General features: G+C 42.1%; 16 protein-coding genes. 14 read left to right on the top strand and 2 right to left on the bottom strand.

The genetic code is table 11. The annotated features are described in order from the left end of the window. Nucleotides 1-107 precede the first annotated feature (107 nt). The 10 genes from KVT11_RS18970 to wrbA all read left to right on the top strand — a co-directional run bounded on the left by KVT11_RS18970 (nt 108) and on the right by wrbA (nt 8,015). Nucleotides 108-314 carry a DUF951 domain-containing protein gene (locus KVT11_RS18970; protein ID WP_008347561.1) on the top strand — a complete coding sequence of 69 codons (207 nt, stop codon included), beginning with the start codon at nt 108-110 and terminating at the stop codon, nt 312-314. A gap of 215 nt (nt 315-529) precedes the next feature. Next, entirely contained in the window at nt 530-1,630 is a 1,101-nt protein-coding gene (ychF, locus tag KVT11_RS18965) for a redox-regulated ATPase YchF (RefSeq protein WP_007497458.1), read from the top strand. Nucleotides 1,631-1,738: 108 nt separating this feature from the next. Then, nucleotides 1,739-2,026 (top strand): 30S ribosomal protein S6, encoded by a 288-nt coding sequence (gene rpsF / locus KVT11_RS18960; protein WP_008347557.1) that lies wholly within the window; start codon nt 1,739-1,741, stop codon nt 2,024-2,026. A 36-nt stretch (nt 2,027-2,062) separates the two neighbouring features. Then, the gene (ssbA, locus tag KVT11_RS18955) at nt 2,063-2,605 is read left to right on the top strand and encodes a single-stranded DNA-binding protein SsbA (RefSeq protein WP_007497456.1); all 543 of its coding nucleotides are present in this window, start codon (nt 2,063-2,065) and stop codon (nt 2,603-2,605) included. Between the two features lie 41 nt (nt 2,606-2,646). Next, nucleotides 2,647-2,886, top strand: a complete 240-nt coding sequence (gene rpsR / locus KVT11_RS18950; protein ID WP_008347556.1) for a 30S ribosomal protein S18 — start codon at nt 2,647-2,649, stop codon at nt 2,884-2,886. 199 nt (nt 2,887-3,085) lie between these two features. Then, the gene (locus KVT11_RS18945) at nt 3,086-4,051 is read left to right on the top strand and encodes an ABC transporter ATP-binding protein (protein ID WP_217609109.1); all 966 of its coding nucleotides are present in this window, start codon (nt 3,086-3,088) and stop codon (nt 4,049-4,051) included. Continuing rightward, nucleotides 4,044-5,561, top strand: a complete 1,518-nt coding sequence (locus tag KVT11_RS18940) for an ABC transporter permease/substrate-binding protein (protein WP_217609108.1) — start codon at nt 4,044-4,046, stop codon at nt 5,559-5,561. Before KVT11_RS18945 ends, KVT11_RS18940 begins: the two co-directional genes overlap by 8 nt. A gap of 191 nt (nt 5,562-5,752) precedes the next feature. Then, on the top strand, nt 5,753-6,724 hold the full coding sequence (locus KVT11_RS18935; protein WP_189337179.1) for a ring-cleaving dioxygenase: 972 nt from the start codon (nt 5,753-5,755) through the stop codon (nt 6,722-6,724). Continuing rightward, a complete protein-coding gene (locus KVT11_RS18930) occupies nt 6,721-7,332 on the top strand; it encodes an alpha/beta hydrolase (protein ID WP_024718443.1) in 612 nt (203 codons plus the stop codon). The genes KVT11_RS18935 and KVT11_RS18930 overlap by 4 nt, the downstream gene beginning before the upstream one ends. A 59-nt stretch (nt 7,333-7,391) precedes the next feature. Further along, the gene (gene wrbA / locus KVT11_RS18925) at nt 7,392-8,015 is read left to right on the top strand and encodes an NAD(P)H:quinone oxidoreductase (RefSeq protein WP_045034926.1); all 624 of its coding nucleotides are present in this window, start codon (nt 7,392-7,394) and stop codon (nt 8,013-8,015) included. A 48-nt stretch (nt 8,016-8,063) separates the two neighbouring features. Here wrbA and katX read toward each other — a convergent pair whose 3' ends face one another. After that, on the bottom strand, nt 8,064-9,563 hold the full coding sequence (gene katX, locus KVT11_RS18920; protein ID WP_230677060.1) for a catalase KatX: 1,500 nt from the start codon (nt 9,561-9,563) through the stop codon (nt 8,064-8,066). Nucleotides 9,564-9,759: 196 nt separating this feature from the next. On the opposite strand from katX, the gene KVT11_RS18915 reads away from it, so the two are divergent. The 3 genes from KVT11_RS18915 (at nt 9,760) to rsiV (ending at nt 11,921) form a co-directional block, all read left to right on the top strand. Beyond that, nucleotides 9,760-10,419, top strand: a complete 660-nt coding sequence (locus tag KVT11_RS18915) for a hypothetical protein (protein ID WP_060832808.1) — start codon at nt 9,760-9,762, stop codon at nt 10,417-10,419. A 149-nt stretch (nt 10,420-10,568) separates the two neighbouring features. After that, nucleotides 10,569-11,063, top strand: a complete 495-nt coding sequence (locus KVT11_RS18910; protein WP_007497431.1) for an RNA polymerase sigma factor SigV — start codon at nt 10,569-10,571, stop codon at nt 11,061-11,063. Further along, the gene (gene rsiV, locus KVT11_RS18905) at nt 11,064-11,921 is read left to right on the top strand and encodes an anti-sigma-V factor RsiV (RefSeq protein WP_048001995.1); all 858 of its coding nucleotides are present in this window, start codon (nt 11,064-11,066) and stop codon (nt 11,919-11,921) included. A 44-nt stretch (nt 11,922-11,965) separates the two neighbouring features. On the opposite strand, the gene KVT11_RS18900 is transcribed toward rsiV, so the two are convergent. Next, nucleotides 11,966-12,895: a manganese-dependent inorganic pyrophosphatase gene (locus tag KVT11_RS18900; protein ID WP_048001996.1), complete on the bottom strand. Its 930-nt coding sequence runs from the start codon at nt 12,893-12,895 to the stop codon at nt 11,966-11,968. A 303-nt stretch (nt 12,896-13,198) separates the two neighbouring features. Between KVT11_RS18900 and KVT11_RS18895 the strand changes: the two genes are divergently transcribed. Beyond that, nucleotides 13,199-14,146: a YybS family protein gene (locus KVT11_RS18895; RefSeq protein WP_017368456.1), complete on the top strand. Its 948-nt coding sequence runs from the start codon at nt 13,199-13,201 to the stop codon at nt 14,144-14,146. Nucleotide 14,147 lies beyond the last annotated feature (1 nt).

The raw sequence follows: 14,147 nt of genomic DNA, 5'->3' as shown, positions 1-14,147 counted from the left end.
AGAACGGGATTGATACATGACAGCGGCTCTTTATTTTGTGCATTGCTCTCTATCGGCATTTTTTTGTACAATAGATTTAATGAAGTGAGCAAGAGAGGTGAATGCTGATGGCAGATAAAGCATTTGGGTTACATGACGTCGTTGAAATGAAAAAACCCCATCCATGTGGTGCCAATCGGTGGAAAGTTATTCGTTTGGGCATGGATATTCGTATTAAATGCGAAGGGTGCGGGCACAGCGTGATGATCCCAAGAAGAGATTTTGAACGAAAAATGAAGAAAATTCTCGTCAAGCATGAGGAGCCAACTGCTTAAGTAGGCCTCATGCTTTTTTGATGAAATTTGTCTTTTGTTCAGAGAAACAGCTGTAATTTCTCATTTTAAAGCTCCGATTTAGTCTTTTTGGTAATGTTTCTTCTATTGAAAATGCATGATGGTTAGCTTGTCTTTTCATGTAAACCTACTTATAATTGCTCTAGGTTCATATTACGCAGTATAACGAGCACGTTTCATATAGAGGAGATGAAAGAATGGCTTTAACAGCTGGTATTGTTGGCTTACCTAACGTCGGGAAGTCAACGCTATTTAATGCAATTACACAGGCTGGAGCGGAGTCTGCTAACTATCCGTTCTGTACCATTGATCCAAACGTCGGAATTGTAGAAGTTCCAGACGAGCGTTTGCAAAAACTGACAGAATTAGTGCAGCCAAAAAAGACAGTTCCGACTGCTTTCGAATTCACTGATATTGCTGGTATTGTGAAAGGGGCATCTAAAGGAGAAGGTTTAGGGAATAAATTCCTTTCTCACATTCGTCAAGTAGATGCAATCTGTCACGTGGTGAGAGCATTTGCTGATGATAACATTACACATGTGTCAGGTAAGGTTGACCCAGTGTCAGATATTGAAACGATTAATTTAGAATTGATTTTGGCTGATCTAGAAACGGTTGAAAAGCGTTTAACTCGTGTGAGTAAGCTTGCGAAACAAAAAGATAAGGAAGCGGTAGCTGAATTTGATATTTTGGAAAAGCTGAAGGACGCATTTGAAGCTGGAAAATCTGCAAGATCGGTTGAATTTACAGATGAGCAGCAGAAGCTTGTAAAGCAACTTCATTTACTCACGTCAAAACCTATTCTGTATGTAGCAAATGTGAGTGAGGACGAAGTAGCAGATCAGGACGGAAACGAATATGTACAGCAAATTCGTGAGTTTGCATCTGGCGAGAACGCTGAAGTCATCGTCGTTTGTGCGAAGATTGAGTCTGAAATTGCAGAGCTTGAAGGAGAAGAGAAGCAAATGTTCCTTGAAGAGCTAGGCATCAAAGAATCAGGTTTAGATCAGTTGATTAAAGCGTCTTATTCACTTCTTGGCTTAGCTACGTATTTCACAGCAGGTGAGCAAGAAGTACGTGCTTGGACATTTAAAAAAGGAATGAAGGCGCCGGAATGTGCTGGAATCATTCATACGGACTTCGAGCGTGGATTTATTCGTGCTGAAACGGTTGCTTATGAAGATTTACTAGCTGGCGGAAGTATGTCTGCTGCAAAAGAAGCAGGAAAAGTTCGTTTAGAAGGTAAAGAATATATAGTGAAAGATGGAGACGTCATTCATTTCCGTTTTAACGTATAGGTTCTTGTCATAGGCAAAGTAATTTGTTATAATATACAATTGTGAGTAATATAATTTATTGCTCCTTGCCCGTATAGGGCCGCTTAGACCAAAAGGAGGTGCAATCAGATGAGAAAGTACGAAGTTATGTACATCATCCGCCCAACAGTTGACGATGAGGCTAAAAAAGCAGTTATCGACCGTTTTAATAACGTGTTAACTTCTAACGGTGCGGAGATCACTGGAACAAAGGATTGGGGTAAACGTCGTCTTGCATACGAAATCAACGATTTCCGTGAAGGCTTCTACCAAATCGTAAACGTTCAATCTGACGCTGCAGCAGTTCAAGAATTTGACCGCTTAGCTAAGATCAGTGACGATATCATTCGCCACATTGTTGTTAAAGAAGAAGAATAAATCATTGAAATATATATTTAAAGGTGGTCTTTCAATATGCTAAACCGTGTTGTATTGGTCGGAAGACTAACAAAAGACCCTGAGCTTCGCTACACGCCTAATGGTGCGGCTGTAGCCACGTTTACTCTAGCTGTGAATCGTACGTTTACGAATCAATCTGGAGAGCGTGAAGCCGATTTCATTAACTGTGTTACTTGGAGAAGACAAGCCGAGAACGTGGCTAATTTCTTGAAAAAAGGAAGTCTTGCCGGTGTAGACGGTCGCTTGCAGACAAGAAACTATGAAAACCAGCAAGGACAGCGTGTCTTCGTGACAGAAGTTCAAGCTGAAAGTGTTCAATTTCTTGAGCCTAAAAGCGGCGGTGCTGGTTCAGGTGGATACAGCGGCGGTGGCAATAGCGGAGGCCAGTATTATGGCGGCAGCCAAAATGATCAGAATCCATTTGGAAATGAACCAAGTCAAAATCCATATGGCAATCAAAACAACCAAAATCGTAATCAGGGAAATAGCTTCAATGATGACCCATTTGCGAATGATGGTAAACCGATTGACATCTCCGATGATGATTTGCCATTCTAATTGATCTGAAAAAAATGACCAAAGGAAAGGTGTGAAAACAAATGGCAGGTGGACGCAGAGGCGGTCGTGCGAAACGTCGTAAAGTATGTTTCTTTACTTCTAACGGAATCACGCACATCGATTACAAAGATGTTGATCTTCTTAGAAAGTTTGTTTCTGAGCGTGGTAAAATTTTACCTCGTCGTGTAACAGGAACTAGCGCTAAGTATCAACGTAAATTGACATTAGCGATTAAAAAATCACGTCAAATGGCATTACTTCCATACGTTACTGGTGAGTAAGTCGTTGACTTAAAAGCGAAGGGCCTTGAGCTCTTCGCTTTTTTTATTTGTCTCACTTTTATGAGAAAGTCGTTTCTGGCAGTCTAACTAGGGGAAGTATGTAAAAAGAGAGTCAACGTGACAGTTTGTTCTATACAAATACTAGGTTAATCTGTCATATTGGTATTTTAAAATATACTTGCAGTCAGGGCGTGGGAAGATGATTGAATTTAAGAATGTATCGATGCAATTTTCTGATGACCGCTATGCCGTTCAATCTGTTGATTTGGAGATTCAAAAAGGTGAATTTTTTGTATTGATTGGACCTAGTGGAAGCGGGAAAACGACGACTTTGAAAATGATCAATCGTCTCATCTCTTCTACAGAAGGTGAGATTTACATAAAGGGTCGAACCATCAGCGATTATGATATTTATGAGCTGCGCTGGGATATTGGTTATGTGCTTCAGCAAATTGCGCTGTTCCCTCATATGACCATAGAAGAGAATATTGCTGTAGTGCCAGAGCTGAAACAATGGAAGCGGACTGAGACGAATCAGCGTGTTGATGAGTTGATGTTCATGGTGGGGCTTGAGCCTTCTACCTATCGACATCGAAAGCCAGCAGAGCTTTCAGGAGGACAGCAGCAGCGAGTAGGCGTAGCACGGGCACTTGCTGCTGATCCTGAGATTGTCCTAATGGATGAACCTTTTAGTGCGTTAGATCCACTGACGAGAGAGAAATTACAAGATGATCTGCTTGAGTTACAGCGCCGTATTCAAAAGACCATCGTTTTTGTGACACATGATATGCAGGAAGCCATGAAACTTGGAGATCGGATATGTGTGATGAATGAAGGAAAAGTGGTGCAGGTTGGTCGCCCAGAGGAATTGATTCAGCATCCAGTTAATCCATTTGTGCGGGAGTTTGTTTCAGGAGCTGCCCGTCATGTAGACCATCAAGCATTTGAGCTGACAACTATTTCTCAGCCCATGCCTCAAGATGATCTGTTAGGCGATGAGGTGGTCTCCATCCATGCGACGCTGGAAGAGGTTCTATCTCGACTGGCAGAGCATGAAGAGCTTGTTGTTGAGAAGGATGGGGAACGGATTGGACTCATCACTCGTCAAGCGGTGATTCAGTATTTAGCCGGTACTTCTGCTGAGAGGGGCGAGACACATGAATGAATGGACCAGTGTGCTATGGGCTCGAAAAGATCAGCTCGGACACGCCTTACTTGAGCATATTCAAATTTCCTTCATTGCGTTATTTCTAGCGATTTTGATTGCCATTCCATTAGGGATTTATTTAACGAGAGTCCCTAAGATAGCAGAGTGGATCATTGGGGTGACGGCTGTCTTGCAGACAATTCCGTCTTTGGCGCTGCTTGGACTGCTGATTCCTCTCGTTGGGATTGGTCAAGTGCCTGCAATTATCGCTCTTGTCGTCTATGCTCTTCTTCCTATTTTAAGGAACACATATACAGGCATTCGTGAGGTCGATCCGTCGCTGCGGGAAGCGGCGCTCGCTATGGGAATGAATCACCGCAAACGCTTATTAAAAGTAGAACTCCCTCTTGCTATGCCTGTGATCATGGCAGGTATCCGAACGGGGATGGTCCTCATTGTAGGGACAGCCACTCTTGCAGCTCTTATTGGGGCAGGTGGATTAGGGAGTCTGATTCTGCTTGGAATTGATCGAAATGATATGTCTTTGATCATCATTGGTGCTATTCCAGCTGCATTACTTGCGCTCTTATTTGATGTGGTCTTGCGGACACTTGAGAAAATCTCCTTTAAAAAAACCGTGATCTCTGTGACGGTATTTGCTGTAATAGCAGGAGCAGTTGTCGCTACCCCATTGCTGTTTCAACAAGAAAAGAAAGAGATCACCATTGGAGGGAAGCTGGGGTCAGAGCCTGAAATTTTGATCTCCATGTATAAGCTTTTAATTGAGCAGGATACAGATATCCAAGTCAATCTTAAGCCTGGTCTTGGTAAGACGTCCTTTGTTTTTCAAGCACTGCGGTCTGGTGATATTGACATCTATCCTGAATTTACAGGGACAGCGATTTCTGAATTTCTGAAAGAAACAGCGAAAAGCACGGATAAGGAAAAAGTGTATGAGCAAGCGCGCCAAGGTTTGGCGTCATCCTTTCAGCTTCAGCTTCTTCAGCCGATGGCTTATAACAATACATATGCTTTAGCCGTGCCTCAATCACTAGCGGATCAATATGATTTATCAAAGATTTCAGATCTGGGTCAAATCAAGAATCGTATACGTGCTGGCTTTACTTTAGAGTTTTCTGATCGTCAGGATGGATATTTAGGCATTCAAAAAGCTTATCAGTTTTCTTTTGACGATGTGGTCACGATGGAACCGAAACTTCGATATCGAGCCCTTCAAAAAGGGAATATCCAGTTGGTCGATGCGTATTCAACAGACAGTGAATTGAGACAATACAAGTTGAAGGTGCTTGATGATGACAAGCATGTTTTCCCGCCCTATCAAGGAGCGCCCTTGCTAAGACAGGAGACATTAAAAGAGTATCCTGAGATTGAGGCCTCTCTCAACAAGCTCGCTGGTCAAATCACAGATGATGAGATGAGAGAAATGAATTACGAAGTCAATGTGAAGGGGAAAGATGCATTTCAAGTAGCCGAAGCCTATTTAAAAAAGAAAAAATTGCTTCAATAATTAAGGAGAAGCAGGTCTGCTATATATAAAGCGACCTGCTTTTGAAAAGAAAAAAACAAAAATCATTGACATCTATTTCAAAAAAGAATATCCTTAATTCGAGATAAATATATTTTTTTGGTCATATATCTCGAATTCGAGATAATATAAAAGCGTCAGTCAAGACATAATGAGTAGGGACATGTTACGTCATGAAGAGGAGGTCATTAGAAGTGAAGAAAACAGAAGGAATTCACCATATCACAGCAATTGTTGGTCATCCTCAGGAGAACGTTGATTTTTATGCAGGTGTTTTAGGTCTGCGTCTCGTGAAAAAGACCGTCAATTTTGATGATCCAGGCACATATCATTTATATTTTGGAAATGAAGGAGGTTCTCCAGGTACCATTATTACGTTTTTCCCTTGGCCAGGTGCACAAAAGGGACAAATTGGAGCAGGTCAAGTAGGTGTGACAACATATGTCGTACCGACCGGTGCCTTCTCTTTTTGGAAGGAACGCCTTGAGCAGTTTGACGTTTCTTATGAATTGATTGAACGCTTTGGTGAGGCCTTTCTCTCATTTGAAGATCCGCACGGTTTATTGATAGAACTTGTAGAGCGTGAAGAAGGAAAACAGAATGACTGGACATTTAATGGGGTGACACCAGAAGTAGCGATTAAAGGGTTTGGCGGAGCTGTTTTATTAACTTCACAGCCTGAGCAAACGATGCAGCTGCTAGAACAAACGATGGGACTTGAAAAAGTCGGCACAGAAGGAGATTATGTGAGATTCCGTTCGTTTGGAGAAATCGGCAATGTCATTGATGTGAACAAGACACCTGTTGCACGAGGACGTATGGGCGTGGGAGTTGTACATCATATTGCGTGGAGAGCAACAGATGATCAGGATCAATTAGATTGGCAAAGACATGTTGCGCAAAGCGGATATCAAGTGACGCCTGTGCAAGATCGAAATTATTTCAATGCGATTTATTTTAGAGAGCTTGGCGGCATATTATTTGAGATTGCGACCGATCCTCCAGGGTTTGCACACGATGAATCTGTGGAAACGATGGGTGAAGCGTTGAAACTGCCACCGCAATATGAGGCGCAGCGTAGTCAAATTGAACAAATTGTGCTGCCGATTGAGGTAAGAGAAATCAAAGGGAAAGGAGATTCATGATGAAGCATCTTTTTCAAAAAGGAAAGAATGAACAAAAACCTGTCCTTCTCATGCTGCATGGAACTGGCGGGACAGAGCAAGACTTATTGCCGCTTGCAGAAGTGGTAGACCCTGAAGCATCTGTTCTTAGTGTGAGAGGAAATGTATCAGAAAACGGCATGCCGCGTTTTTTCAGGCGTTTGGCAGAGGGTGTTTTTGATGAGCAAGATTTAATTGAGCGTACAGAGGAATTATATACATTTATCGGGGAAGCAGCAGATAAGTATGGATTTGATCGTCACAATGTGGTAGCCATCGGCTATTCAAACGGGGCGAACATTGCTGGAAGTCTGTTATTCCATTACGGAGATGCGCTGAAAGGAGCGATCCTGCATCATCCAATGGTCCCAAGACGAGGGGTTTCATTACCTTCATTAGCGGGGAAACAAGTCTTTATAGCAGCTGGTGAAAATGACCCAATGTGCCGTCCTGAGGAATCTCAGGAACTGGAGCAACTGCTTCAGGAGGCGGGAGCATCCGTAACGCTTCATTGGGAAAATCGTGGACATCAGCTAACGAGAGAAGAAGTCGATGCTGCGGCATTGTGGTATCGTCGTCAATTTAAATAAGGTGGGGAATACAGGTGGGATTTTTACAGAAGCTATTTGGGCAAACCAAACAAAAGGAGATGGAACAAGTGGAAAACGTAAAACTAGCGATTATTTATTATAGTTCAACAGGTACAAACTATCAGATGGCAAAATGGGCTGAGGCTGGAGCGAAAGAAGCTGGTGCTGAAGTCAAAATTTTAAAGGTTCCTGAATTGGCACCAGAAGCCGTTGTTGCATCAAATCCAGCATGGAAAGCACATTTAGATGAAACAAAAGATGTCCCTGAAGTTCAGTTAAGTGACTTAGAGTGGGCAGATGCCATTATTTTCAGCATGCCGACACGTTTCGGTAACTTACCGGCTCAAATGAAGCAATTCTTAGACACAACAGGCGGTTTATGGTTCCAAGGGAAACTAGCAAACAAAGCAGTGAGTGCGATGACATCTGCACAAAACCCAAATGGCGGACAGGAGCAGACAGTTCTGAGCCTTTATACAACGATGTTCCACTGGGGAGCCATTATTGCCGCTCCTGGATACACGGATGATTCCTTATACGGCGCAGGGGGTAACCCTTACGGTGTGAGTGTGACTGTTGACCAAAATGGAAAGATCCAAGAGGATGCAGAAGCAGCCGCAAAACATCAGGCGAAACGTACAGTAAATGTAGCAGAATGGATCAAAAAAGGTCAAAACGCATAATAGATGTATACAAAAAGAATGCAGCCACTCCGCTGCATTCTTTTTTCATTAATAAGGATCTGAAGGGGTGCTGTTGTTGATCGCATCGTTGACAGCCTGTGCCGCGCCTGTTGAGCCAATGGGACCGCTTGGCTCCTCTTGTTTGAAGGCTTTTAAGCCATCGGCCACACGTTTTCCGTAGTCAGGATCAGCTTTTGTGAAGTTTTCGATCATTTGGTCTTGGATGTCTTTTTGACAGGTAGCTAAGGTGTTGACTAAGTTTTTAATCAGTTCCTCACGTTCCCAATCATTGAAGCGGCGATAGGTTTCTCCGGCTTGTCCGAAATTGTTCGGGCGGTCAATGGCTTCTCGCTTGACTTCACCCTCTACAAAAGGCGTATGATCCTTTCCATCTTGCTGCGCTTCTTTTAATCCTCCGAGAATGGACGGTTCATAATTCACATGTGGGTTTTGTCCTTTTCCTTGATCCACATGATATTCCATTTGCCCATCTCGCTGATTGGTGGCAACATGCTTTTTCGGTGCATTGATCGGCAGCTGTAAATAATTTGGCCCGACTCGATATCGCTGCGTATCAGAGTAAGAGAAGGTACGTCCTTGCAGCAATTTATCATCTGAGAAATCTAATCCGTCTACAAGAACCCCCGTCCCAAAGGCAACCTGTTCCACTTCTGCAAAATAATTTTCTGGATTTTTGTTTAGCACCATTCGTCCGATCGGTTTCCATGGATAGTCATCCTTGTACCAGAGCTTTGTCGGATCGAGTGGATCAAAGTCTAGATGGGGGTGGGTGTCATCTTCCATGATTTGCGCGTATACTTCCCATTCAGGATGATCCCCTTGTTCAATGGCTTCATATAAATCCTGTGTGGCATGATTAAAGTTTTCCCCTTGAATGGCTTGGGCTTGTTCTTGTGTCAGGTTGCGAATTCCTTGCTTTGGTTCAAAGTGATATTTGACCAGTACTGCTTTTCCTTCATGATTCACCCATTTATAGGCATGGACGCCAGAGCCTTGCATGTGCCGGTATGTGGCGGGAATGCCCCATGGTGAGAAGAGAAATGTCACCATATGTGTTGCTTCAGGTGATTGTGAAACGAAATCAAAAATGCGCTCGCCATCCTGACGATTGGTGACAGGATCAGGCTTAAAGGCATGAACCAAATCAGGGAATTTCAAAGCATCTCGAATAAAGAAAATTTTGAGGTTGTTCCCAACGAGATCCCAGTTGCCGTCTTCTGTATAAAATTTGATCGCAAATCCCCGCGGATCGCGTAAAGTTTCTGGTGAATGTCCGCCGTGAATAACAGAAGAGAATCGAACGAAGACAGGGGTCTTTTTTCCTTTCTCTTGAAATAATTTGGCTCTTGTATAAGTGGAAATGGGTTCGTCACCGAATGTACCGTAGGCTTCAAAGTATCCGTGTGCGCCGGCACCTCGTGCGTGAACGACACGTTCAGGGATGCGTTCACGATCAAAATGACTGATTTTCTCTAGGAAATCGTAGTTTTCAAGCGTAGTCGGTCCTCTATTCCCAACGGTTCTCATGTTTTGATTATCTGTTACCGGGTGACCTTGTCGATTCGTCAAGGTTTCTTCTGACTCTGAAGATGATTTAGGCTGTTGATCTTCTTTCAAGGTAGAATCCCTCCTTCAATATCTCCCTAACAATATGGTCATGTTGCTCCCTATTTCATACAAGGATTGATATAATGAGTGAAAACTTTTATGAGGAGCGGACCTAATGATTCGATTACACTGCCTTCACGCACATCCATCTAATATTTCTTACATTGACGACGCTTTCTATGACACAGGATTTGATCTGCATCACATCGTCGATTCATCATTTATGGAACGAGCCAAACAAGATCCCGCATTTGATCTTGAGCAGCAGCAAACCTATGCCATCAACAGACTCATGCAAGAAGGAGAGGCTGATCTTGTTTTATTAACGTGTACACAATACATTGCGGCTTTGGGGGAGCAGCAGCACCTGTTCAAACAACCAATTGTTCCGATAGATGAGCCGTTATTTGAGCAGATTTGTGAGCGAGAGGGTCCGCTTCAGCTGGTGTTTTCAAACCCAGATACAGTAGAAGGAACGATGAAGCGACTGTCTTCATATGTAAAAGAGCGGGGAAAGCAGTTGAAGGCAGAAGTGGTTGTGCTAGAGGATGTCTTTCATCTTTGCTTGAACGGTGATATACAAGCCTACCATGAGCGAATCATGGAACAGTTAAGGCAATCTGTGAAGCAGCAGCATGGAGATATTTGTGTGATGCAGCTCTCGATGGTTCACGCTGCAAAGCAGGTGGAGCAGGAAACAGGAGTGTCCATCATTCATCCGCTATCACCACTCAAACCATTTGTTTATCAAAAAATAACGGCTTTAAAAGAGTGAACCCGTCAGGTTCGCTCTTTTTGTATAGAAACGTAAATGGGATGACATGTTAAAAAAATAATGGAGCGCAAACTATTTTTAACAGATGCGCGTCTATCCAATGTAAGAAATAACAGATGCGCATTTAAGATAAAGGAGCTCTTTGTAAAATGAAGAAACGAAAGATTGATGATCAATTTGCGGATTACGTAATGGAGCATAAACACAGTTTTTATCGATTGTCCTATAGCTATGTCAAAAACCCAGAAGATGCGATGGATGTCGTTCAAGAGGCGATTCATAAAGCACTCAAATCTGTTCACCGATTAGAGGATGCGACTAAGATGCATAGCTGGTTTTATAAAATCGTCGTAAACGCTGCCCTCGACTTTTTACGAAAGAAGAAGCGTGTGCAAGTGACAGACGATGACACGCTGGAATTTTTATCACAGGGTGAATCGGATGTCTATGAGGATCAAGATGTCAGACGGGCGATAGAAGATTTGCCGGAGATGTATCGGGTCATCATTATATTAAGATTCTTTGAGGATTTAAAGCTAGAGGACATTGCTCATATTCTTGGAGAAAATGAAAACACCATTAAAACAAGATTATATAAGGCGTTGCGGCTTTTAAAAGTAGAATTATCGCAGGAGGAAATATAAATGGATAAGCATTTGGAACAGTTAAAAGAGGAATATTTAGAAATCCCTATTCCCCCGGAATACGATGCTATGGTTGAACGGACATTAAAACGAAAAAACAAGAAACCTCATTTTCAGAAATGGACGATCGGACTGGTTGCTGCGGCTGCTTTATTTGTCACCACTGTAAATGTCAGTCCGCAGGCAGCAAGAGCGATTTCAGAAGTACCCGTCATTGGAGAGCTTGTGAAAGTCGTGACGTTCACAGAATTTAAAAAGAGCGATCAGGGAACAAATATTGATCTCAAAACACCACACGTTTCAGGGCTTGGGGACGGAAAATTACAAGACAGCCTGAATCAAAAATATTTAGCTGAAAACAAAAAGCTGTATCAAGATTTTGAAAAGGAAACAAAGGGTTATAAAAATGGTCATTTGAGTGTAGAGAGCGGATATGAAGTAAGAACAAATAATGATCAAATTCTTTCACTAGGTCGATACAAGGTGACAACTCAGGCTTCTGCGGCAGAGGAAATGACATATGATACGGTGGATAAGAAAAACCATGTACTCATTACATTACCAAGTCTGTTTAAAGATGACCGTTATATTGATGTGATTAGTGAAAATATTAAAGAACAAATGAAGAAACAGATGAAAGAGGATTCAAATAAGATTTACTGGATGACGAAGCAAGATACGGTTGATCCGTTTAAGAAGATTCAGCCAGATCAAAGTTTCTATATCAATTCAAAAGGCAAACTGGTGATTTCCTTCAACGAATATGATGTGGCGCCTGGTTACATGGGTGTAGTTGAATTCACGATTCCAACAAGCGTGCTAAAGGATGTTCTTGTCAGCGATATGTACATTCATTAAAAGAAGAAAAAAGACTGCTGAAGATGTCAGCAGTCTTTTTATGTTTATGAAGAAAGTGCGTCTGTTAGTGCAGGCACGACTTGTTTCTTTCTTGATACAACACCTTTGAGTAAAGCAGTGTTGTTTTCAAGTGTGACATTAAATGCTTTTTCTACTTTTGCTGCTTCAGCACCAAGGGCAAGCGCAAGAGAATCATTTTCTAGAATGTCTGTGATCACTAAAACAAATAGATCAAGACCTTTCGCTGCGATAACTTCATTGATTTTTGCTTCGATGTCAGCTTGTCTTGCTGTTACTTCAGCAATATCAACTGTATTAACTTGTGCAATTTCGACTTTGCTGTTACCTAGTGCAAATTCTTTTGCATCCAGTGTGATTAATTCTTGAACTGTTTTTTGGCTTAGGTCAGCTCCTGCTTTCAGCATATCTAAACCATATACGTCAGGGTCTACTCCTGCGATTTTTGCCAGCTCATGCGCAGCATCAACATCCTGCTGTGTGCATGTTGGGGATTTGAATAGCAAGGAATCAGAAATGATCGCAGACAAAAGCAAACCAGCGATTTCTTTTTCAATTGTGACTTGGTGCTCTTTGTACATTTTGTTTAAGATCGTTGCTGTGCAGCCAACTGGCTCAGCACGATAGTAAAGAGGTTCACTTGTTTCAAAGTTGGCAATACGGTGATGGTCAATGACCTCTGTCACTTGTACTTGATCAATATCGCTTACACTTTGTTGGAATTCGTTATGATCGACAAGAATGACTTGTTTTGTTTCGTTTGCAGCCGTTTCAATGAAACGAGGTGCTTCTTGTTTAAAGAAATCTAATGCGTATTGTGTTTCTCCATTGATTTCTCCAAGTCTGACAGCTTCTGCTTGAACGCCAATTTTGTTTTTCAGATCAGCGTAAGCGATAGCAGAGCAAATCGTGTCTGTGTCAGGGTTTTTGTGTCCGAATACGAGTGTTTTTCCCATGTGAATTCTCCTTCTTACTTTTATTGATGATGTTTCTATTCTAACAGCTTTTGACCTTGAATTCAGGGTTTATAGCTAAGAATAATCTAAAAAATTGTAACATGCTGTCTGAAAAGTTGCATGTACAAGACGATCTAAGTTGTTCCACGTGAAACGCTCTTGGGATAGCCTGCATTTTACTTGCGATTTGCGGCTATGGTAAAATAAAGGTTGGGTCAAGATATGACGGAGCGTACATCGTACGTATACATAGAAGTACACATTGAGCAAGATATAGAAAAATGATTGGATTGAGGTGAAGGTGTGAAACAAACAAAAGCGTTAGTAGAAGGCGCTATCATGATCAGTATTTTTGCGGTAATGACGCTGTTTTATTTGTATGTGCCACTTTTATCCATTATTTTCTTCATGGCTGCTCCGATTCCGATCATTCTCTATACAATCAGGCATGGCTTGAAAAAAGGAATTGCGGCTGGCGCTATTGGCATAGTGATCAGCTTTTTAATTGGGTCTATTAATGGGCTGTTAAGTGCGCCAATGCTGATTGCTGTTGGAATAGGTATGGGTGTTTTCTACAGCAGGAGGCAGCCAGGTCAGGCTATCATTACGGGTGCGCTGATCTACTTATTCAGTTTTCTCATTTACTTTGTTGTCAGTGTCCAGCTGTTTCAAGTAGATATACTGGGTGTCGCAAAGGAATCAATTGACCAAATCATGCCGATGGTAGAGAGTACCTTAAAACAATCTGGCGCTTCTGATCAGGACATAGCAAAACAACTCAAGCAGTTTAGAGAGATGCAGGATACGGCATTAAATTCTTTACCTGTAGCGCTTTTGATTTTTGTCACGCTGATGTCTTTCGTCAATCATTGGTTTGTGCGGCCGTTGATCAAACGGTTTGTTCCAGACATGCCAGCTCTTAAGAAATTTAAGGATATGCGACTGCCAAAAAGCATGGTATGGTATTATTTACTCACACTGCTTTTGATGCTGATTCAGCCGGAGAAAGGCAGCTTTTTATCGCTCGTGCAAACGAGTGCTTTTCAAATTTTATTTATACTGGTGCTTATTCAGGGCTTTTCTTTTATCTTCTATTATTGCCACGAAAAAAACATCTCAAAAGTGGTACCCATTTTTGCCGTCGTATTGACGATTCTCTTTCCGCCAATCGGTGTGATTGTGCGTATTATAGGGATTGCTGACATAGGCTTTGATTTAAGAGAAAAAGTAAAAACAAATAATTCACTCTGAA

Source organism: Bacillus sp. GbtcB10 (assembly GCF_019091365.1).
In the GTDB taxonomy this organism is placed as follows: Bacteria; Bacillota; Bacilli; order Bacillales; family Bacillaceae; genus Bacillus; species Bacillus altitudinis.
The sequence above is the reverse complement of the archived record's forward strand: the minus strand, read 5'-3'. Positions and strand labels throughout refer to the sequence as shown.